General features: G+C 60.1%; 19 protein-coding genes and 1 riboswitch. Of the genes, 9 read left to right on the top strand and 10 right to left on the bottom strand.

Annotated elements, in window-relative coordinates; genetic code table 11:
• The 4 genes from E2F50_RS20425 to E2F50_RS20410 all read right to left on the bottom strand — a co-directional run bounded on the left by E2F50_RS20425 (position 1) and on the right by E2F50_RS20410 (position 5,020).
• Positions 1-1,302 carry a carbohydrate ABC transporter permease gene (locus E2F50_RS20425; protein ID WP_133318025.1) on the bottom strand — a complete coding sequence of 434 codons (1,302 nt, stop codon included), beginning with the start codon at positions 1,300-1,302 and terminating at the stop codon, positions 1-3.
• A gap of 75 nt (positions 1,303-1,377) precedes the next feature.
• A complete protein-coding gene (locus E2F50_RS20420) occupies positions 1,378-2,724 on the bottom strand; it encodes an ABC transporter substrate-binding protein (protein ID WP_133318024.1) in 1,347 nt (448 codons plus the stop codon).
• 206 nt (positions 2,725-2,930) lie between these two features.
• The gene (locus tag E2F50_RS20415) at positions 2,931-3,890 is read right to left on the bottom strand and encodes an alpha/beta hydrolase (protein ID WP_133318023.1); all 960 of its coding nucleotides are present in this window, start codon (positions 3,888-3,890) and stop codon (positions 2,931-2,933) included.
• 230 nt (positions 3,891-4,120) lie between these two features.
• Positions 4,121-5,020 (bottom strand): LysR substrate-binding domain-containing protein, encoded by a 900-nt coding sequence (locus E2F50_RS20410; RefSeq protein ID WP_133318022.1) that lies wholly within the window; start codon positions 5,018-5,020, stop codon positions 4,121-4,123.
• A 161-nt stretch (positions 5,021-5,181) separates the two neighbouring features.
• On the opposite strand from E2F50_RS20410, the gene argH reads away from it, so the two are divergent.
• The 8 genes from argH (at position 5,182) to htpG (ending at position 15,126) form a co-directional block, all read left to right on the top strand.
• Positions 5,182-6,648, top strand: coding sequence for an argininosuccinate lyase (gene argH, locus E2F50_RS20405; RefSeq protein WP_133318021.1), 1,467 nt, complete (start codon positions 5,182-5,184; stop codon positions 6,646-6,648).
• Positions 6,645-7,514: an amino acid ABC transporter permease gene (locus E2F50_RS20400; RefSeq protein ID WP_133318020.1), complete on the top strand. Its 870-nt coding sequence runs from the start codon at positions 6,645-6,647 to the stop codon at positions 7,512-7,514. The genes argH and E2F50_RS20400 overlap by 4 nt, the downstream gene beginning before the upstream one ends.
• A 10-nt stretch (positions 7,515-7,524) precedes the next feature.
• The gene (locus E2F50_RS20395) at positions 7,525-8,295 is read left to right on the top strand and encodes an amino acid ABC transporter ATP-binding protein (RefSeq protein ID WP_133318019.1); all 771 of its coding nucleotides are present in this window, start codon (positions 7,525-7,527) and stop codon (positions 8,293-8,295) included.
• A gap of 62 nt (positions 8,296-8,357) precedes the next feature.
• The gene (locus E2F50_RS20390) at positions 8,358-9,188 is read left to right on the top strand and encodes an ABC transporter substrate-binding protein (RefSeq protein ID WP_133318018.1); all 831 of its coding nucleotides are present in this window, start codon (positions 8,358-8,360) and stop codon (positions 9,186-9,188) included.
• Positions 9,189-9,257: 69 nt separating this feature from the next.
• Positions 9,258-10,649 (top strand): MmgE/PrpD family protein, encoded by a 1,392-nt coding sequence (locus E2F50_RS20385; RefSeq protein ID WP_133318017.1) that lies wholly within the window; start codon positions 9,258-9,260, stop codon positions 10,647-10,649.
• 9 nt (positions 10,650-10,658) lie between these two features.
• Positions 10,659-11,531, top strand: a complete 873-nt coding sequence (locus E2F50_RS20380) for a polysaccharide deacetylase family protein (protein WP_133318016.1) — start codon at positions 10,659-10,661, stop codon at positions 11,529-11,531.
• A gap of 293 nt (positions 11,532-11,824) precedes the next feature.
• Positions 11,825-12,931 carry a site-specific integrase gene (locus E2F50_RS20375; protein ID WP_161974282.1) on the top strand — a complete coding sequence of 369 codons (1,107 nt, stop codon included), beginning with the start codon at positions 11,825-11,827 and terminating at the stop codon, positions 12,929-12,931.
• Between the two features lie 305 nt (positions 12,932-13,236).
• Positions 13,237-15,126 (top strand): molecular chaperone HtpG, encoded by a 1,890-nt coding sequence (gene htpG, locus E2F50_RS20370; protein WP_133318014.1) that lies wholly within the window; start codon positions 13,237-13,239, stop codon positions 15,124-15,126.
• A 106-nt stretch (positions 15,127-15,232) separates the two neighbouring features.
• Here htpG and speB read toward each other — a convergent pair whose 3' ends face one another.
• The 6 genes from speB to thiM form a co-directional block, all read right to left on the bottom strand.
• Entirely contained in the window at positions 15,233-16,291 is a 1,059-nt protein-coding gene (speB, locus tag E2F50_RS20365) for an agmatinase (RefSeq protein ID WP_133318101.1), read from the bottom strand.
• 138 nt (positions 16,292-16,429) lie between these two features.
• Positions 16,430-17,050: a 2-dehydro-3-deoxy-6-phosphogalactonate aldolase gene (locus tag E2F50_RS20360; RefSeq protein ID WP_133318013.1), complete on the bottom strand. Its 621-nt coding sequence runs from the start codon at positions 17,048-17,050 to the stop codon at positions 16,430-16,432.
• A gap of 12 nt (positions 17,051-17,062) precedes the next feature.
• On the bottom strand, positions 17,063-17,995 hold the full coding sequence (locus E2F50_RS20355) for a 2-dehydro-3-deoxygalactonokinase (RefSeq protein WP_133318012.1): 933 nt from the start codon (positions 17,993-17,995) through the stop codon (positions 17,063-17,065).
• A gap of 125 nt (positions 17,996-18,120) precedes the next feature.
• Positions 18,121-18,921, bottom strand: a complete 801-nt coding sequence (gene thiD, locus E2F50_RS20350; protein ID WP_133318100.1) for a bifunctional hydroxymethylpyrimidine kinase/phosphomethylpyrimidine kinase — start codon at positions 18,919-18,921, stop codon at positions 18,121-18,123.
• 8 nt (positions 18,922-18,929) lie between these two features.
• Positions 18,930-19,565, bottom strand: coding sequence for a thiamine phosphate synthase (thiE, locus tag E2F50_RS20345; RefSeq protein ID WP_133318011.1), 636 nt, complete (start codon positions 19,563-19,565; stop codon positions 18,930-18,932).
• On the bottom strand, positions 19,562-20,368 hold the full coding sequence (gene thiM / locus E2F50_RS20340; protein ID WP_133318010.1) for a hydroxyethylthiazole kinase: 807 nt from the start codon (positions 20,366-20,368) through the stop codon (positions 19,562-19,564). Before thiM ends, thiE begins: the two co-directional genes overlap by 4 nt.
• A 49-nt stretch (positions 20,369-20,417) precedes the next feature.
• A riboswitch (TPP riboswitch) is annotated at positions 20,418-20,514 on the bottom strand.
• A gap of 104 nt (positions 20,515-20,618) precedes the next feature.
• On the opposite strand from thiM, the gene E2F50_RS20335 reads away from it, so the two are divergent.
• Positions 20,619-21,422 carry a ribonuclease H family protein gene (locus tag E2F50_RS20335; RefSeq protein ID WP_133318009.1) on the top strand — a complete coding sequence of 268 codons (804 nt, stop codon included), beginning with the start codon at positions 20,619-20,621 and terminating at the stop codon, positions 21,420-21,422.
• Positions 21,423-21,441 lie beyond the last annotated feature (19 nt).

The raw sequence follows: 21,441 nt of genomic DNA, 5'->3' as shown, positions 1-21,441 counted from the left end.
TCAGTCCTCGATCAGCGGCTTGGTAACAAGCGTGTCGTAGCGAAAGACGCGCAGGTAGATGAGCGACAGGATGACGCCCACTACCACCAGCACGAGGGCCATGGCGGCGCCAAGCCCGTATTCCAGGTTGCCGGTATAGTTCTGCAAAGCCGTGTGATAGGCGGCGAGCGACCAAACTTCGGTTGATCGACCGGGACCGCCGCGGGTCGAAAGCAGGATTTCGTTGAAGGATGCCAGCAGCGACAGCGTCTGGTAGCAGGTGACGAAGAGGATCGGCCAACGGAGTTGCGGCAGGATAATATAGCGGATCTGCTGCCAGCGATTGGCGCCGTCCACTTCGCTGGCATAGAAATGCGTCTGCGGGATTGCCTTGATGGCCGAGGAGAAAACCAGCATGCCCATAGATGCGCCGATAAAGCCGTTGATCAGAATGACGAAGAACCAAGCACTACCGGCGCTGTCGAGAAGGTAGTTCTTCGGCGGATGACCGAAGAGGCCCATGAACAGCGAGATGAAGCCGTTGTCCCAAGTCAGCCATTTCCACATCAGCACATAGATGACCACCGGCGTGATGCGCGGCAGCAGCCAGATCGCTCGAAAGACGGATGCGGTAGACGCGGGCATGTAATGTGTCGTCACCGCGAGAAGCAGCGCGTAGCCCACATTGAAGAGCAGCAGCGTAACGGCGACATAGAAGCCGGTGTTGAGCAGGATCTGTCCCATGTCCTGCGAATTGGCAATGGTGCGAAAGTTGTCGGCGGTCCAGATCCAGCCGGTATATGTCGCCCGGCTTACCTTTTCCTCGTCCTGAGGAGAAAGTTTGAATCCTAATTTGGCCAGGCTTTCCATGAGGGCCGCCCGGTCTTCGAAGCGCGTGTTCATCACCGATCGGTTGAAAACATCCGAGATCTGCTTGACCTCTCGGGTCGATGGCCGCTCTTTCAGCGACTTGATCATCCGTTCCGCCTCGCGCCGCGAGAGAAACACCTCGCCGAGATGGCTGGCGCGAAGCTCGGCCGTGAAGCCGGGCTTCAGCTTCAGGGCGTCCAGCTGTGTCAGACCGTCCTCGTCAATGACGAAGCGCGGTTCGGAAATACCTGCCGCAAGTTCCGGCATGTCCGTCTTCAGGCGGTTCACCGCGGCCTGCGTGACCTGGTAGGCTCCGGCGGAAATGCCTGTTGCCGTGCTCATATTGGTCATGGCGAAGACAGCGGTAAGAATCACCGGCATCAGGAAGAACAGCAGGATAATGATGGCCGCAGGGGCGATCATCACCAGACCGAGCATTCGCGATGTTTTCATAAAGGGCAGCCTTGAAGGATGGGGTGCGGGCGGCGGAGCGAAACGCCGCCCGCGGTCAGGCAGGAGCGTGCCCGATCAGCGGATGATAATTGCCGCGCCGAGTGTCGCCTTCAGTTCAGCCTCGGCATCGCTGGCCGCTGCATCCGCAGTCTTGGCCCCGGTCCAGGAAGCTTCGAGATTCTTCCACATGATGGTCCAGTATTTGCCGAAATCCGCATTGTTAGGCATGGCGTTGGCATGCGGCAGAAGGCGCGCCGTCGCTTCCGAGGCCCAGCGGTCGCCAGCATAGAGATCCACCTTGGTTTCGGCTTCGGAAATGCCGAGATGGGCCGACTTGATGGCATGCAGCGCGTTGATGCGCGGCTCGGACGCGATCTTTACCAGGTCGGCGGCGATCTGCGTTTCCTCAGGCGTATGGCCCGCGGTCAGAAGATAAACCACCGGATGGGTCAGGGTGTTCGCCTTGCCGCCCTCGCCCGCTGGAATCAGCGTGAACTGGACGTTGTCGAAGAAGTCCTTGAGGCCTTCCTGGTTGACGAGGCGGGCGTAATGCCAAGTGCCGCCGTGCCAGATGCCGGCCTTGCCGGTGGCAACTTCCTTCCACCACTGGTCGCCCGGCATGCCGATATGGTTCTTCTTGATAACGCCGTTTTTCACGGCATCTGCAAAGAACTGGTAGGTGCGCTTCATGGCCGCCTTGTCGAAGACGAGCTTTCCTTCTTCTTCCATGACGCCGCCGAACGATGTGTAGAACTGCCAGTAGTCCGGGCCGTTCGAGTTGCGCGGATAGAAGCCGTAACCCGCCTGGACGAGGCCCTTGTCCTGCATCTTCCTGGCATCTTCGAGGACGTTCTTCAGCGTGTACTCGCCCTTCTCGACCTTTGCCGGCAAAGCCTCCAAATCGGCGTCGGTATAGCCGATCTGCTTCATATAAGGCTTCCAGAAGAAGAAAGGACGCGATTCCGCATCCTGCGGGATGCCGTAAACGACGCCGTTGAAGGAGGAGATTTCCATAAGATTAGGATAGATGTCGCTGACCGGCCAGCTGTCGAGATCGACATAATCCTCGATCGGCACGATGAGCCCAGACTGGGCCCAGGGGCCGATATCTTCATGACCGGTGGCAACGATGTTGGGCGCCTTTTTGGCTTCGGCGGCAAGCGTGATGGCTTGCTTGAATTCCTCCCAGCCGGAATAGGGCGTCTTCTGGACGGTGATATTGAGCTGCTCGCCGCGGATGGCCGCTTCACGCTCCAGGATGTCGGCTGCGACCTCGATCGCATCGACCCGGTAGTTGTCGTTGGGCCCGGAACCGCCCGCCCAAACGGAGATAGTGACATCTTTGGCAGAAGCGAAGACCGCGGTCGAAGCCAGCAGAACGGCTGCGATCGCGGCGGATTTCAGGAGCGGAAACACGGTCATTGGTAACTCCCCGAAGAGCGAGAGCCTTGCTTCCGGCTTCAGCAGCATTGCGCTTCCAGCGGAACAAGGGTTCGAAAGATCATCAACAGGAAGCGATTTAAGCTGGGTGCATAACACCGGCATGACAGATGCACGCGTGTGCAAGAAAATAATCACGGACTGAGCGGGCAGATCTGATGAGCCGTCTTGAATGCCCAAATCAGCCGTCAGGCATAGGCGACCTTCTTCATCCACTCACAGGCATAGGCCAGAGTTTTATCTGCCAGCCTTGTCGGCAGGCGCTCAAAACCGTGCGGCGCTTCGGGCACGATCAGGATTGTGGCATTGCCGTTGCAGCCGGCCCAGCGGTCATAGATTTTCTGGCTGTCGTCCCTGATGGGATCAAGCGCTCCGCCAATGAAGAGAGCGGGTGGCATGCCACTCAAATCGGCAAGATAAGGGGAGACCTCCGGAGAATGCACGGCACCGGCAGGCAGTGTGGCGGTGAGACGTTCAAGGTTGCGAAGAGCGGATGGCGCGTCGAGGATGAGGCTCCGGCCGTCGGCCTGCTTCAGGCTGTCCGAACCCGCCATGTCGAAGGCGCCGCAAAAGGACAAGAAGCCGCAAAGGCCATTCAATGGGCGGCGGGCTGCCAGCCGCACAAGGCTGCAAGCGGCTAGATGTGCGCCTGACGATTCGCCGCCGATGAAAAGTGTCTTGGCACCGAGCTGGTCAAGATGGTCGAGGATCCATTCCGTCACGGCGACGGCATCGTCGATGGTCCGATCTAGGTGATCGTCGGTCGCCAGATGGAAGTCGGGGGCCGCCACGGTCACATCGGCTTTGCTGGCAATCGATGCATTCCATCGATCGTCCAAACGAGCATTGCCAAGCACCCAGGCGCCACCGTGGAAGTGCAGGAAAATCGCAGAACCCGGAGCAGGCGGCCGGAGCAGCCGGACTTCCCGCTTGCCACTTGGAACGGTAATCTGAAAAGCGGAAAGTGAAACATCTTTAGACTGCACGCTCGGTGCAAATTTCTGACCGATTCCGATGAGAGCGTTCAGCAGTCTCGCATTGGGGCGACGGCCGGTATGGTAACGCGGCAGATACGCCAATATCCGGTTGAGGCGGTGGGCGCTGGCTATCTCACTCCGCTCAAAGATCGTCATGGGATCGATATTCATTGCGCTCACATGATCGTTACGCGGCACGGAAAAGGCGTCCGGTTACGCGGCCTAACTGAAGTTACAAGCGGATGTTCCTTTTCTGGGACAGATGACTGTCCAGCACATGGTGATAGTGTGTGGTAAGAGAGTGACTGCGCCTGCGAAATGTAGGGGCGGCTTTAGAGCGTTCCTCCGAGATCCGAAGCAGGGGTTGTATCCGCTCTCACCGCAACGCCACGGCGGGCAGTTCAGTCGCGCCTGTGGGCCGCAACAGATAGCAGCCATGTCTCGAAGACCTGCATGGCGTCGCTGACGACCGCCGTGTCAGGTCGGGCGAACCAGTATCCATAGTCGCTTCGGTAGCCCAAACTATTCGGATTGACCAAACGCCCCTCAGTCAGATCCTCCGTCATCAGCCCCCGTGGCACCAGTGCCATGCCCTGCCCCGCCAAGGCGGCACGGATGACCATCGTGTAATAGCCGAAGCGAGTAATATGCCGAACTGCAAGATCTGGCCGACCTAGGCTTTCCGCAAAATGCCGCCAATGCAGCTCCGTTTGCGGATGTTCTAGCATGACGCCTTCGGCGGCCTCATCGATCGTCTGGGGCATGCCGTTCTTCTGCCAATAGGACGGTGCGCTCACCAGCAGCACATCTCGTCCGAAAAGATATTGCGTCTTCTCGTCCGGCAATGGTTCCCTCAAGAACCGGAACATGCCATCCGGCGCTTCCGTCTGGGTCGGCGAGACGAATGTGGTGAACTGCACCTCAATCTCGGGATGGGCTTCACTGAATTCGGCAAATCGCGGCAGCAGCCAGCGGTCTCCGAAGATTGGTGGCACCTGCAGGCGAAGCACCCGCGGCCCCGGCTTCAAGCGGGCTACCCGCAGAGCGGCATCTTCCATGGCCTTCAACGCGGTGCGGGCATGCTCGATATAGATCCTGCCCGCTTCCGTGGGAGCCATTCCGCGTGGGGTCCGGATAAAGGCGGGACTGCCAATCAACTGCTCAAGAGCAAGCAGCTGCTTGCTGACAGCGCTCTGTGACAGGTTCGTGCTGTCAGCTGCAGCGCTGGTCGAGCCCCGTTCGGCTATGGCCAAGAGCACACGCAGCGCGGTTGTCGAAGGCAATGCCTGTCCTTTTGCCATTCATACTATCCCCGTTGTTTCAGCCTTTGCCGCTGAAGCTACCCTGTTCACGATCAGCATCGCTAGTCGTTTTCCTCATACCGTCAGCGAAATAAAATCATTTGGTCAATAAAGCAGCACATGCAAACCTTGCTTAAAGTCCAAGCAAGCAGAGCATTTTGATGTCCGAATCTACACAACTCTGGGGCGGCCGCTTTAAGTCAGGCCCTTCTGAAGCCCTCGCCAATCTGTCGCGAGCGCCCGCCTCCTACTTCCGCCTGTACCGGGAGGACATCACCGGTTCACGGGCGCACGCGTCCGAACTGAAGCGCGCCGGCGTGCTGGATGAAGCAGAATTCACAAAGATCCGCGCCACGCTGGATGCGATCGAGACCGATATCGATGCCGGCACCGAAAAGCCGATCGCCGGCGACGAGGACGTCCACACCTTTCTGGAACGCCTGCTGATGGCCCGTCTTGGCCCACTTGGCGGCAAGCTGCGGGCCGGTCGTTCGCGCAATGACCAGACCGCCAACAATACCCGCCTCTACCTGCGCCGCATGGCGCGCGAACTGAGCGCTGGCGTGATCGCCGTCGAGGACGCCATTCGCGAGCAGGCAGCCAAACACACCGAGACGGTAATGCCGGGCTTCACCCACCTGCAGCCGGCCCAGCCGGTGGTACTCGGCCATCACATGATGGCGCATGCCCAGTCGCTGTTGCGCGACCTGCAACGGTTCGGCGATTTCGACCGTCGTTTCGACCGCTCGCCGCTCGGTGCAGCAGCCTTGGCCGGCTCTGGTATTGTCAACCGCCCCGACCTGTCCGCTGTCGAACTCGGCTATTCGGCAGCCTGCGAAAACTCTATCGACGCCGTGGCATCGCGAGATCTCGTTGCCGAATTCCTGTTCATCTGCTCGCTGGTCGCCGTCGATCTGTCGCGGCTGGCGGAAGAAATCTGCATCTGGAGCTCGAAACAGTTCAGCTGGGTGCGCCTGCATGACAGCTATTCGACCGGCTCTTCAATCATGCCGCAGAAGAAGAACCCGGACATCGCCGAACTGACGCGCGGCATGTCCGGCACGTTGATCGGCAATGTCGCCGGCTTCCTCGCCACGATGAAGGCTATGCCGCTTGCCTACAACCGGGATCTGGCCGAGGACAAGAAGGTCCTGTTCGAGACGATCGACACGCTGGAACTGATCTTGCCGGCTTTCGCGGGCATGGTGGCAACGATGGAATTCAACACCGAAAAGCTCCGCGAAGAAGCCCCTCGCGGCTTCACCCTGGCAACCGAGGTGGCCGATTGGTTGGTCGCCCAGGACATTCCTTTTGCCGATGCCCACGAAATCACCGGCGCAGTCGTGCGTTATTGCGAAGAACGCGGCCACGATCTCGCCGGCCTGACCGAAGCGGACCTGCCCGCCATAGACAGCCGCCTCAACGCGGGCATGCTGGAGGCTATCACGCTGGAACACGCCTTGGCCAGCCGCACCGGCTACGGCTCGACGGCGCCGGACCGGGTGCGCGAGCAGATCGCCCGGTTCGAGGCGGCCATCGACGACTTTCGGATTTTTGCCACCTCACGCCTGTCGGGTTCGGCCTTCTCCAAAGCCGGCGCCAGCGGAAAGAAGACGGCCCTTCGATGACCCTTTCCTCCACCGCGCCTATCGACGCCAACAAATACGAAATCGCTCATCTCGAGCTTGTGCCGAAGCGGCATATCGGCCGCATGGTCGCCGCGGCGGTGGTTCTTCTGCTGCTGGCGGCCCTGGTGCGCGCCTTCAGCGTCGGCCAGATCGAATGGAGCTATGTGCGCGATTTCATGTTTGCGCCGACGATTATTGCCGGCCTCGGCAACACGCTGCTGATGACCGTTGCAGCCATGGCGCTCGGCATTGTCCTTGGGGTCGTCATCGCCATCATGCGCATCTCGGGCAATCCGGTTCTGTCGTCGATCGCCGTCGCTTATGTCTGGATCTTCCGAGGCGCGCCGGCGCTGCTGCAGCTGATGATCTGGTTCAACCTTGCGCTTATCTTTCCGACCATGGGCATTCCCGGCCTCTTCGAATTCCGCACCGTCGATCTGATGACGCCCTTCGTCGCCGCCATGCTTGGCCTCGGCATTTCGCAGGGTGCTTATACGTCCGAAGTCGTCCGCAGCGGCCTCTTGTCGGTCGATACCGGCCAATACGAGGCGGCCCGCTCGATCGGCATGACGCATATGCGCATGCTGCGCCGTATCGTTCTGCCCCAGGCCATGCGCGTCATGGTCCCTCCGATCGGCAATGAGGTGATCGGCATGGTCAAGCTGACCTCGCTTGCCAGCGTCATCCAATACTCTGAGATTCTGCACAATGCGCAGATCATCTACTTCGCCAACACTCGCGTTCTCGAACTGCTGCTGGTGGCGAGCTTCTGGTATCTGATCGTCGTCTCCGTGCTCTCGGTCGGCCAGTTCTATATCGAGCGCTATTTCGGTCGTGGTGTGAAATCGATCCGGTCGTCGGTGTAAGGAGATCGAGATGACAAGCGAAATCATCGTCAAGGCCGTCGACGTCAGCAAGCGGTTCGGGAATTTTCTGGCGCTGGACAAAGTCAATGTGGAGGTCAAGCGCGGCGAGGTGAGCTGCATTATCGGCCCCTCCGGCTCGGGAAAAAGTACCTTCCTGCGCTGCATCAACCTGCTCGAGCGCATGGATGGCGGCGCTATCTGGGTCAGTGACGAGCTGGTCGGCTATCGCCGCGATGGCAACAAGCTGCACGAGATCAGCGATAGCGAAATCGCCCGTCAGCGCCGGCGTATCGGCATGGTATTCCAGCGCTTCAACCTATTCCCGCACATGACCGCCCTGCAGAACATCATGGAAGGCCCTGTGCAGGTGATGGGCGAGACTACCAAGGCGGCGCGCGAACATGCCGAAATGCTGCTCGATCGCGTTGGCCTCGGCGACAAGAAGAACCATTATCCTTCCGAACTTTCAGGCGGCCAGCAGCAGCGTGTGGCAATCGCCCGCGCCATGGGGATGCGGCCGGAACTGATCCTGTTCGACGAACCGACATCGGCGCTCGACCCGGAGTTGGTGTCTGAAGTGCTCGATGTGATGCACGATCTCGCCTCCTCCGGCATGACGATGATCGTCGTCACCCACGAAATGGGTTTCGCCCGCAACGTCGCCAATACCGTCACGTTTATGGAGGCTGGCAAAGTGGTCGAGACAGGCTTGGCGTCGAAGGTCCTCAGCACGCCGAAAAATGCCAGGACGGCAGCCTTCATCCAGGCCGTCCAGAGCTAAACAAGACATCCATGTGGCGACCGCCATCACCTATCCGCATCAAAGGCAAAAGGGGAATTCGCATGAACAAGTATTTCGCTACGCTGGCGCTGGCCTGCATTACTGCAACTTCCGTATCCGCCGCGGAACTGCCGGAGCGCATCAAGTCGGCCGGCAAGGTGGCCGTTGCCAACCAGCCGAACTATCCGCCAATGGAATACAAGGATCCTGCGACCAATGAGTTGAAGGGCCTCGACATCGATCTCGGCCTGGCGCTGGCGAAACAGCTCGGCGTCAAGGTCGAATGGGCCGATATCGGTTTCGAGCAGATGATCCCGTCGCTGACCACCGGCCGCGTCGACCTCATCCATTCCGGCATGAGCGACCTGCCAAAGCGCCGCGACACGCTTGATTTCGTCGACTACATGAAGTCCGGCGCGCAGTTCTACGTTTCCTTTGCGCGCAGGGACGAGTTCAAGGCGCAGACCGACCTCTGCGGCAAGACTATCGGCATGAGCCGTCGCACCTCTTTCCCGGATGAAACCGCGAAGTGGAGCGCTGCCAATTGCGAAGCCGCCGGCAAGCCCGCCATCAAGGTGGTCGGCACCGAAGGTTCGGCCGACGCCCGCGCCCAGTTGAAGCAGGGCCGCGTCGATGCCGCCGTTCAGGGGTCGGAAACGATCCCCTACCTGATGAACCTCGAGAAAGACACCTATGCGGTCATCGGCGAACCTTTCACCGCCGTCTACCAGGGTATCGGCTTCGCCAAGAAGGATACCGAACTGCGCGACGCCTATGCAGGCGCGCTCAAGGCGCTGATTGAGAGCGGTGAATACAAGAAGATCTTCGCCAGCTTCGGCCTCGAAGCTGCGATGCTCGACGGCATCTACATCAACGGCGAAGCCGCCAAGTAACCCAAGAGCCCGGACCGGCAGCGGTTCGGGCTCCACCTCCCCTCCTCGCATTCTCCGAGAGATCGGCATATGTCCCGCAGCCTCGGCACCAAGCCGATCGACCTCCTGGCGCAGTTCACAGCGACGCTGCAGTTTGAAGACCTGCCGGAAGATGTCGTCGCGAAGGCCAAGATCCATATAGCCGACACGCTGGGCGCGGCCCTTGCCGGAACGCGATCGGCAGAGTTCCGCATCGCCGGCGCCGTGGCAACGGCAGCCGGAGAAACCCCCGTATGGGGCACCAAGAGATACACATCCGCCCACGACGCGGCCTTGCTGAACGGGGTTGCCGCGCATGCGCTCGAACTCGATGACTCCGGTGGCTGCGACCATTCCGGTGCCGTCGTTTTGCCGGCCGTGATGGCCGCCATCGGCAAGGTGGCAAGACCTGTGAGCGGGAAGCAGCTCATTACTGCCGTCGTCGCCGGTTATGACGCCGGCCGCCGCCTGCTTGAAGCTGCCGGTGGCTACGATGCCCATAACAGTCTGGGCTGGCATTCGACCGCCACCTGCGGCACGTTTGCCGCCGCTGCGGGGGCTTCACGTCTGCTCGGGCTCGATCCACTGGCCTCACGCGATGCAATGACCTTGTCCACAAGCTTCTCCTCCGGTCTCTGGGCCTTCATCCACGATGGCTCGCAGGCCAAGAAGATCCATGCCGGTCGCGCCTCGGAAGGCGGTTTGCTGGCGACGGAATTGGCCGCCGGCGGCATGACTGGTCCGTCACGGGTGTTCGATGATGTCTGGGGCGGCTTCTTCCGCACCTTCAACAAGGACACATGCCAACCCGAAAAACTGTCCGAGGATCTGGGCGTCGATTTCAAGCTCCGCCGCGCGGTCCTCAAACCCTATGCGTCCTGCCGTGGTGCCCATTCGGCCATCGATGCGCTCGAGGACATGCTGGTAGAGACCGGACGTACGCCGGCTCAGATCAGGTCGATCGGGCTTGCAATGAGCCCCATGCTGATGGGCATGTGCGGTGCCCGCGAAAATGGTGCACTGGCGCCAACGCAGATGAGCCTGCCTTATGCGCTAGCCGCCCGCTGCGTCCATGGCAGCGCCGGCCTGGAATCCTATACCCAGGAGCGTCGCGAGGATCCCCGCATCGTCGAGCTAATGGCGCGCATGACGCTGTCGGTCGACGAGGGCATGCTGCCGCTCGACGAGCCGATCGTGTCGGTGGAGTTCGACGATGGTTTCCGCATCCAGCGCATGGTGCCCCGCGCCACCGGCTCGGCAGAGCGGCCGATGCCGCTTGCCTCTGTTGCCGCGAAGTTCCGCGCGCTTGCCGCAATGGCGACCGATGATACACGCGCTGACGCGCTTTGGTCCATGCTGACCGATCTGGACCAGTTCGACGATGTAGCAGAGCTGATCTCGCGGCTGTCCGGCGATGCCGATAACCGTGCGACTTTTCGCTGAGGAGACAACATGACGTACGACCTCTCCCCTCGCCCGCTCAATCCTGCTCCCGCCGCACCGGCCATGACCTGGCCGAATGGTGCCAGGAGTGCCGTTTTCGTCGGTTTCGATGTCGATGCCGAAACGGCCTGGATCGGCAATAATCCGTCTAATGTCGATCGCATGGTGACGACATCACACGGCGGCTACGACGCCCGCGTCGGCATACGTAAGATTCTTGAGCTGATGGACGAGCTTGCCATTAAGGCAACCTTCTTCACGCCTGGCTGGACGGCACTGGCGCATCGGGCGATCTGCGAGACTATGCTGGCTGCCGGCCATGAGATCGGTCACCATGGCTATCTCCACAAGCTGCCGGAGCGCGACAAGCTCGATGAGGCATTCGAGGAGATTGATCGCGGCTTTGAGGCGCTGCAGTCGGCGCTTGGCGTGCGGCCGGTGGGTTACCGGGCGCCGTCGGGAGAGAATTTTCCGGAGCTGCTGGCTTATCTCGCAAGGTCCGGCATCCGTTATTCCAGCTCGTTCAGGGATGACATCCTCCCCTATCGTCATGCGCCCCATGGGGCTGATCGCGGCCTTGTCGAAATACCGGTGAATTTCGCCTTCGACGACTGGAACTTCGGCATGTCGAGTCGTAGCAGTTCTCGGCCGCTGTTCGGCCGGGACGCAGTGCTGCGATTGTGGATCGATGAGTTCGAGGCGACCCACGCCTGGGGCGGCGTTACTACGCTGGTCCTGCACCCGCAGGTCTCTGGCCGCCCAATGCGCTGGCATTTGCTGCGGGACTTTCTGCGCTATGTGCAGACGAAGCCGGATGTATGGGTTGCGACAGGCCAGCAGATTGCCGAGCACTTCGAACGCCAAGACAGAGACGAAAACTGACGTCTCTAGGTTGAATTGCTCCGATTTTATTGGCGTGATATCGATAGTGACAGCTGTGAGTCGTGCCGACGCGTTCAGGCTACATCAGTCGCACTTTCAGCGACCAGCTTTCTGCCGGAATTCCTCGCTTATTGGTCTCGGCTGATCCTTGAAGGATCTACGATCGGCGGCGGTAAGTTTCGTGAAGCAGGCGGCCGTGGTGACGCTGGCTCGGAGCATAGGTGCTGCGTCTCTTAGACCCGGAGTGAATGCCGAGATGTGCCTCCGAAGACTTCAGCGGCAGGAGTGACAGGATGTCAGAAGGTTCGCGGATACTGGCAGACGCCTTGTCTCCTGAGGCCTTGAAGCGGGCCGAGCGTCTCGACGAACTTGAGGGGATCTTTTCGTTCAACCGCCGCAACTTCCTGGCGACCGTTTTGGCGGATGATGATGTCGAGACGCTATGTCGCTTGAGCCGGCAAGGCTTGAGTAACAATACGGTTCGCGCTCTCGCCTCGGATCTTGTTTATCTGGAGACATGGTGCCTTATGTCCACTGGAGACGCCCTGTCCTGGCCCGCGCCGGAAGCTTTGCTTCTGCAATTCGTGGCGCATCACCGAAGACGTGATGGCGGTAAAGCCAAAGCGAGTGAGCTAAGCATGCCGGCGCAAGTCCAGCAGGGCATGCAGTCGAGGGGCTTGCTGCGGGGCGCGACTGGCCACTCGTCTGCCACGGTGCGGCGTAGGCTGACCAGTTGGAGGAGTTTGGCCAAGGCGCGGGGACTTGCATTGGGTTCATGGAGTTCTGTCATAAAGGACGTCCTCCAGAGCACCCGCCAAGCTTCGGCGGTAAGCGAGGGGACGCGGGCTGTGACCAGCGACGTTCTTCAAAAGTTGCTGGCGACCTGCAACACTAACCTCCTTCACGACATCCGCGACAGGGCACTCCTTCTCACAGCGTTTGCGTCGGGCGGACGGCGGCGCGCGGAGCTGGTCAACCTGCAGGTCGAGGATCTCTTGGATGGCGAGCCACTCGATGACGCGGGCGACGCGTCATCTCCCCAACCTTGCATGATCATCCGCCTCAAACCTTCAGGGGCGAATTCATCAAAGCAGGGAGAGGTGCGGATGGTCGGTTATCCCGTGGTTGCGTTGAAGCAGTGGCTGGCAGATTCAGGCATCCACAGCGGTTCTGTTTTCCGCCGGATCGACCAGTGGGGTAATGTCGATTGGCGGGCCCTCACCCCGCAATCCGTCGGCCTCATCCTCAAGACACGCTGCCGGAAAGCCGGCGTGGACCCCGCGAAGATCTCTTCCCAAAGCCTAAGGCTGGGCTATGTCCTGGAGGCTTCCCAGCTTGGCATTCCCCTGTCCGAAATCATGCACCAGGCGCAGCTGAGGTCGCGGCCGCGCCTCCCATAAACGACCCGAGTAAAATATGGTGAGGCCCCAAATTTGAAGCATAGTCTTCCATCTTCAGGTAGGCGCCGCTGCGTGGTTCGGCTCTTTTTTCCCTCGATCACACTTCAACGTGCGAGTGAGTCGTTGGCATGTTGACAGCTGTCAACTGGTCGGCCCGACTTGTTGACAGCTGTCAACAGAGGCCCAGCCAAGACCAAAGTGCCAAAGGTGGAGCACGAACAGACACCGCCAAAAACGTCTTGAATTTTCTGTCGAGACTTGCCAACTCATCGGCATCTTTTTCCGCTCAGGGAGATCCGCAATCAATGACCACCGACACTGTCGAAAAGCCCGCCGAAACGCACGCCTTCGAAGCCGATGTTGCCCGCCTCCTGCATATGATGGTCCATTCCGTTTATTCGGATAAGGACATCTTTCTTCGCGAACTCATCTCCAACGCTGCCGACGCCTGCGAAAAGCTTCGTTATGAAGCGATCGAAAACCCTGCTCTGCTTGCCCAGGATGCCGACAGCCGGATCACGCTTTCACTCGATGAAGCCGGACAGAAGATCGTTATCGAAGACAACGGCATCGGCATGAGCCGCGAAGAGATGATCGAGGCGCTGGGGACGATCGCACGCTCCGGCACCCGCGCATTCTTGGAGCGCATCCAGGCCAACAAGGCGGGCGAGGGTGCCCAGCTCATCGGCCAGTTCGGCGTCGGCTTCTATTCCTGCTTCATGGTGGCCGATCGGGTTGATGTGGTTTCACGCAGGGCCGGATCATCGGAGGCATGGCAGTGGTCTTCGGACGGAAAGGGAAGCTACAGCATTGCCGCAGCAGATCCCGCAAGCGCGCCGAGCCGGGGAACGCGCATCACCCTTCATCTGATGGAGGATGCCAAATCCTACGCCTCCCGCTGGACGATCGAGCGTCTGGTCAAGGAGCAGTCCGGGCACGTACCCGTGCCGATCCGTGTGCGGGAAAAGCCAGAAGCAGAGCCTGCGCAGATCACCGACGGCAGCGCGCTGTGGACCAAATCCAAAGCAGAGGTCACGAACGAAGAATACCAGGGCTTCTACCAGAGCCTATCGGGCGAGTATGACGAGCCAGCGCTAACCGTGCACTTCCGGGCCGAAGGGCGCCATGAATATACGGCGCTCGCCTTCATTCCGGGATCGCAGCCTTTCGACATGTTCGATCCGGACAGAAAAGGACGGATGAAGCTTTATGTGAAGCGGGTCTTCATTACTGACGATGCAGAACTTCTGCCCCGCTACCTTCGTTTCGTGCGGGGACTGATTGACACGGCCGATCTGCCTCTGAATGTCTCGCGTGAGATGATCCAGGAGAGCCCCATCCTGTCTGCCATCCGCAAGGGTGTCACAAGCCGCATCCTGACCGCGATCGAGAAGCTCGCCGAAACCGATACCGAGGCTTTCCTCAAGCTGTGGAGCAATTTCGGCTCCGTCCTGAAGGAAGGTATCTACGAAGACTTCGAGAAGCGGGATCAGTTGCTGGCTCTTTCTCGTTTCCGCACCACCACCTCTGGCGAGGCCTACCGTTCGCTCGCCGACTATGTGAAGGATGCCAAGGAAGGGCAGGAAGCTATCTACTATCTCGCCGGGGGAAGCCTGGAGCAACTTGCAGCGTCGCCTCAACTCGAAGGCTTCCGCGCACGCGGGATAGAAGTTCTGCTGCTTGCGGACCAGATCGACAGCTTCTGGGTGATGAATGCGCCGCAATTTGAAGGCAAGTCATTCAAGTCGGTCAGCCAGGGTGCTGCCGATCTTGCCCAATTCGCCAAGGTGGGGGCGGAGGTTGCAGCCAGCGGAACCAGTTCACCGGCTCTTCAGGATTTGTTAACCTTTGCCAAGGAGAGACTGGCGGACCAGGTTTCCGACGTGCGCAGTTCCGAACGCCTGACGGAGAGCGCGGTCTGCCTGATCGCGGCCGAAGGGAGCTATGACCGGCAGCTGGAAAAGATACTGCAGGGTGCCGGCCGGATAGATGGCGGCACCAAGCCGGTGCTCGAAGTCAATCCTGAACATGCCATGATCCAGTCCATTGCCGCGACGCAAGATCCAGCTTTCCGAGAGGATGCGGTGCTGCTGCTCCTGGACCAAGCGCGGGTGCTTGACGGTGAGAAGCCGGCAGACCCTCGTGCCTTCGCGGAACGTCTTCAACGTGTCTTCGCACGGGCGGCGCAGGTCTGATTAAGTATTGAGCTGACATCCGCGGCGTTCACCCCGTTGCGGATGTAGTGGCCGGCCAAGGCCAGCGCCGCATCCGAGGAAGCGGCGTTGTGCAAAAGCAATGGCCTTAACCGCCTTGCTTGAGGGCAGGGCTGTAGACCATCAGGCTGAGGATCTCGAACAGCATCTGGGCGCCGACATGCGCCGTATTGGTGGTGGCGTCGTATTGCGGCGCGACCTCGACGACATCGCCACCGACGATATTGATCCCCTTGAGGCCGCGGATCAGCTCCAGAACCTCGCGTGTCGTCAAGCCGCCGATCTCGGGTGTGCCGGTTCCGGGTGCGAAGCTCGGATCGAGACTGTCGACGTCGAATGAGAGATAGGTCGGGCCGTCGCCGACGATCTGTCTCGCCTTTTCGATGATGGCGGGAATGCCGAGCCCGGTGACTTCCTCCGCATGGACGACCGTCATGCCGGACTCGTAAGAGAACTCCCAGAGATATTCGGCAGCGCCTCTGATGCCGATCTGGATGGTACGGGTCGGATCCAGCACGCCATCCAGCACCGCATTGCGGAAGGGCCCTCCGTGATGAAACTTCGTTTCATCGAAGAAGCCGCTGGTGTCACAATGGGCGTCGATATGGATAAGGCCGACCGGCGCTTGTCTGCCGACAGCCCTCAGGATCGGGTGCGTGATCGAATGATCACCGCCAACCGACAGGGGGAGGACGCCCGCGTCGACAATCTGCCTGACGCGCTTCTCGATATCCTCGTGGCTCATCTCGAGCCTGTAGCGGCTGCGGAAGGGCACGTCGCCGATATCGGCCACCTTGAGTTCGTAAGTAGGCGCGCATTCCAGTACGTGATTGTAAGGCCCAACCCGCTCGATAGTACGCAGCGCGCGCGGCCCAAATCGGGAGCCGGGCCGGTTGGTCACGCCGAGATCCATCGGCATGCCGATCATTGCCACCTGCAGATCGCCAAAATCCGGAGTTTCAGCGTCCAGCGGCTGGTAGGGGGCGTCCAACAGAGTCGGAATACCGGCATAGGGCGCCACGCGAGTGCCGGCCTTGTTGAAGATCTTCTCGCCCACCTTCTTGAACTTTGGATCGAAGATCTCTCCGCCGGAATTGTTCAGGTATTTTGCGCGCAACCGTTCCAGCATATTCGCATCGAATGCCATCATGTCTACCTTCAACCGGTGACGTACCCCGCCACGGACGATCGTCTTCGGCACCCGATAGGATCCCAAGGCGACATTAGCGGATGATTCGCCATCATGTGCAACGCATTTGAAAGCGCCTGAAGCCAAGCCTGTCGGTTATGCCTTGCGGAGCGCCTCGATGAACTGGCGGGCGTTTTCAGCAACTGCCGCCACATCCATACCTGGCTTAAACAGCGAACCCCCAATCCCGAAACCAGCCGTGCCGGCGTCGAGATAAGGGCGCATGTTCTCTGGTGTGATGCCGCCGACGGCCAGCACAGGCACGTCCTTGGGAAGCACAGCCTTCCAGGCTTTAATGGTTTGTGGCGGAATGCCTTCGGCCGGAAAAACCTTGATGCCGCTTGCGCCAGCCTGAATGGCTGCAAAGGCTTCTGTCGGTGTCGCGACACCCGGCAGGCTGACCATGCCCTTGTCGCGGGACGCCTTGATAACGTCGACATTCGCATTGGGTGAAACGATCAGTTTTGCGCCCGTCGCAGCCACGTCCGCGACCTGGGCTGGCGTCAGCACAGTACCGGCGCCGATCAAGGCGCGATCGCCGAACCGCTTCACCAGCGCCTCAATGCTTTTCAATGGCTCCGGAGAGTTGAGTGGCACTTCAATGATCCGCCAGCCCGCTTCGATCAAGGCTTCGCAGACCGGTTCCGCCTCCTGCGGGGTTATGCCCCGCAAGATAGCGACGAGATTGCATTCATTCAGCGCTTGTTGGAAATCCATTGGTGAAACTCCTTATATTTCAGTAGCTTGACTAGCGATCATCAGGACGCCCCGCTTGGCGGCGTCGGCTGGACTGACTTCGATCTCAAGCCCGAATAATGGCGCGATGCGGCCATAACGGCTGTTGAGGACATTGTTCCCGACGATACCAACCGTATCGCCTGACTTCAGCCAGCCGGCTGCACGTGCCTGACGGAATTCAGAACCGATTACGAGACCCGAGACATAATCCATGATGTCTTCCGGCCTCAGTTCTCCGGCCAGGATCCCGGTGCGGGCGCTGAAGATGGCCGAGAAGAAGGCATCCGCAGCGGCATTATCGCTGGCGGCAAATTGCGCGCCGCGATCGAAGGCTTCCCAAAGAGGCCCGTTTCCCGGCTCCGGGTCTTGGGCCTTGGCGATAAAGGAATGCTTGGTGAGGAGCGAGAAGATCTCTCCCGTGGCATAGGTCTGGAAGCCGGAGATGCGCCCCTTCTCGACCCGCGCCCATTTGCTATGGGTTCCCGGCAGTACCAACGTCCGGTCCGTGTCGACGCCGCAGCCGATAATCTGCGCCTCTTCGCCGCGCATGACATCCGGAAAGGGTTTGGCTGCAGGATCCCGCATGCCGGGAAGGAAGGTAATGGGAGCGCCATTGGCTAGCGTCATACGCCGGGTGCCGGCCGCAAGTTCGGCCACGCCGGCGGGAGCATCCACATAGGCCACCTCGACCCAACCATTGCGGCTGGTGATCATGCCGCTCGCAAAGACGGAGAGGGGGCCGTGGCTGGAAAACCAATCTCCGACGGCTGCCATTAAAGCCGCCTCGAAGGCGCCATCCTTGACGAACTGGATGCCGCCGCTCTGGGTCTCGCGGCTGTCAAGTGTGTCACCGCTGCGGGAGACGAGGGCGGCACGGAGGGAACTCGTTCCCCAATCAAGGATGATGGAGACGGGAGTTTGCATGGGAATTTCTCCGGAAGATCTGTGCGACCTTCGATAGCCTGCGCACGGGCTTCCTGTCGAGAGGCGTCGGCAAGACCAGCCCCGAATATCGGAGCGTTCGAGACGTCCAGCGAGATTGGCTTGTATCACCAGAACTGGTGAAAATGATGCACAGGACCGTGGCCTAAGCCGACTGATAAACTGTCTGCGGCCGCGATTGCGCCCCCGAGATAAGTCTTCGCGGCCTCGACTGCCTCCGCGGCGGAAGCGCCTCGAGCAAGGCTGGCGGCGATCGCGCTTGATAGAGTGCAGCCGGTTCCATGGGTGTTCCTGGTGGGTCGGCGCTCGCCTTCGAACCAGCGCAGGCCGTCCGCCGCCGCCAGAAGGTCGGGACTGTCATTCGCTTCCAGATGGCCTCCCTTGACCAGAACCGCCCTCGGACCCAGTTGGCGCAATCGCTCTCCCTGTGCCTCCATCTCTTCGCGGGTGGTGGCGACCGCTTCGCCGAGGAGCACCGCGGCTTCCGGCAGATTGGGCGTGACGATCGTCGCCAAGGGCACTAGCCGATCGCGCACCACTGCAACGGCCTCGTCGGAAAGAAGCGGCGATCCGCCCTTGGCGACCATTACTGGATCCAGCAAGATGGGGAGGCTTTTCTTCTTTTCTTCCAGCATGTCGGCAATGACTTCGGCAATCTCCGCTGTTGCGACCATACCGATCTTGACTGCGTCTACCCGAATGTCATCAAAAATGGCTTGGATCTGCGCTGCGACAAATGCCGGCGGAACTGCGTGAATACCAGTCACGCCCCTTGTGTTTTGAGCCGTCAGTGCAGTCACCACCGCCATTCCATAGGTGCCGCAGGCAGCGAAAGTCTTCAGGTCGGCTTGGATGCCGGCACCACCGGAAGGATCGGAGCCGGCGATCGACAGGACATTCCTGATAATGTGTTCGTTCATTGACGCACCCTCCGGATTTCCTCCATCAGCTTTGCGGCAGCCCGTTTTGGATCGTCTTGGCCGCAGATGGCGGACACGACCGCCACGCCTTGGACGCCTGCAGAAAACGACGAAGCGATATGCTCTGCCTTGATGCCGCCGATCGCGACTGACGGCACCGGCGAAGCGGCAGCAAGCTTGGCAAGTCCGTCAAAGCCGATGGCCGGTGCATGTTCAGGCTTGGTAGATGTGGGAAAGACCGGGCCGATCCCGGCATAATCAACCAGGCGCGCATCGGCAGGCCGGGCATTCGGGCCCGTTTCCACGGAAAGCCCAAGGATCATACCGGCGCCGATTCGGGCACGGGCCTGAACAATATCCGTATCATCCTGGCCGAGATGCAGACCTTCCGCGCCAACGGCAATGGCCGCATCGACATCATCGTTGACGATCAGCGGCACGCCTGTACCGGCTAGCACGGCTTTCAATGCAAGGCCGGTCTGGATCATCTTGGCGGTACCGCCTTGCTTGTCGCGCAGCTGTACCATGGTGGCGCCGCCAGCCACGGCCAGACGTGCCGTTTCCACCATGCCGATGGCGCGGCACAAATCCGGATCGAGCACAAGGTAGAGGGATAGGTCGAAAGTCTTCATGCGGTGGTGATCCTTGCTTTGGCATCGATAACTGCGCCGCGCAGGTCGGCAAGCTTATCGAGAAATGGAGCGGAAAAAGATCCGGGTCCGCTGGCAACGGCGGCGGCCTCTTCGCCAGCAACGGCAAAAAGTGCCAGTGCGGCGATTGTCGCCTCGAATGGCTCGGCCGGCCTGATGGCGGCGAAAGCACCAACAAGGCATGTGAGAGAGCAACCAAGTGCGGTGACCTTCGGCATGATGGACGAGCCGCCTTGGATGCGCGCGGAACGACGGCCATCGGTCACGAAATCCTCTTCACCGGTGACCGCGACCACGCAGCCTTGCTGCTGCGCCAAGGCCAATGCAGAGTTTTCCGCAGCAGAGGTCGGATCACCGCTGTCGACGCCATGGCCGCGCGACTGGCCGCCTCCAAGCGCCATGATTTCCGAGGCATTGCCGCGAATAATGGTGGGCTTCAAGGCCATGAGCTCGCTGGTGACCTGCCGGCGGAAAGCCGTTGCGTAATGCGCAACCGGATCGAGCACCCAAGGCTTTCCCCCTGCATTGGCGGCATTGGCCGCCTTTTTCATGCCGGCGATCCAGTGGGTGGATAAAGTGCCTATATTAATCGTCACTGCACCGGCATAACCGGCAAATTCACCCGCTTCTTCCTCGGCCCTTACCATGGCCGGCGAAGCGCCGGCAGCCAGCAAGACATTTGCGGCAATGTTCATTGCCACATAATTGGTGATGCACTGAACCAGCGGATTAGTCGTCCGCATCATGTCCAGCAATTGACCGGGTGTTGGAGTGATTGTGTTCATCATTGCCCCTTGTCGACGGGGCAGGCGAGAAGGCATTTGTTCTTCGAGAGGACATGCCCAAACGACTCCCTCCGCCAGCATGATCTGGTTCAGGTTCAAAGGGTGCTTCTCAGCCCGGCTTCCGCCGGACGCCCCTGTCTCACACAAGGCTTACAGCAAAGCCGGCTTCCACCTGATAATGCCTCTGAGCTCTGTCTCTAAGGCAATTTCCAGACATTGGAAAGCTTGAGTTTTTTGAACAGCGCTCACTATGCTCCGGTCAAAATGTGCCAATAGGTTTGCTAGCCTGGTTTATGGGCCGTCTTTGAAGTCGGCTCGCGGGGTCGTTCCTCGACCGCAGAGGCGGACCAACTTCGGTCTTAACAGGCTTAGGTCGGGACATGGGTCGCCAGTTGCCGCGAGTTTGTTGCCACTTGTCTCGGAGATCGGAGCTGTGTCACACCTTCTCGGACGCTTGCTCCCGACAGCTAAGAACCGGTTGGGATCTCGCAGAAAGGCACGCCACGTGGACGGAATATATCGTCTTGATCCAGCCGTTATCCAACGCTTGATAGCTCAGACGAGTGCGGTCGAGTCCGCGACCCACGCCTTCACCGATGGCTCTTACGATGCGCGGGCGTCCGTGGGCGGGTGGGCTTACGTCGTTCTCCGAGATGGCCAAGACGTGCGCGTAGACGGCGGTGCCTCGCCCGGCCGCTCCAACAATTTTTTCGAACTTCTAGGGGTATTGAACGCTGCCAGCTGGCTTGCCGCGAACGGGGCTAAGACCAGCTCGGTCATCTTCACCGACTCGCGGTACGTGGTCCAAGGGTGTGGGAAGTGGCGGCATATCTGGCGCAACAATGGTTGGAGACGGATAGTCGCCAACTCGAAAGCGCGGAAACGGAGCATACCCGACAACGCCACATGGCAGGCGCTGGACGCTCTTCTCGTCGCCAATCCGAACATCAGTGTCGAGTGGTGCAAGGGCCACTCTGGCATCCCACATAACGAGCACGCGGACCTCATGGCACTTGCTGCTAGCCGCAGGTTCGCCGAAGCATCTAGATCTTGACAGCCCTCGGACGCAGTCC

It is taken from the genome of Rhizobium deserti (assembly GCF_004358025.1).
Taxonomy (GTDB): domain Bacteria; phylum Pseudomonadota; class Alphaproteobacteria; order Rhizobiales; family Rhizobiaceae; genus Neorhizobium; species Neorhizobium deserti.
Note: the sequence above shows the minus strand (reverse complement) of the source record. Positions and strands in the feature narration are given on the sequence as shown.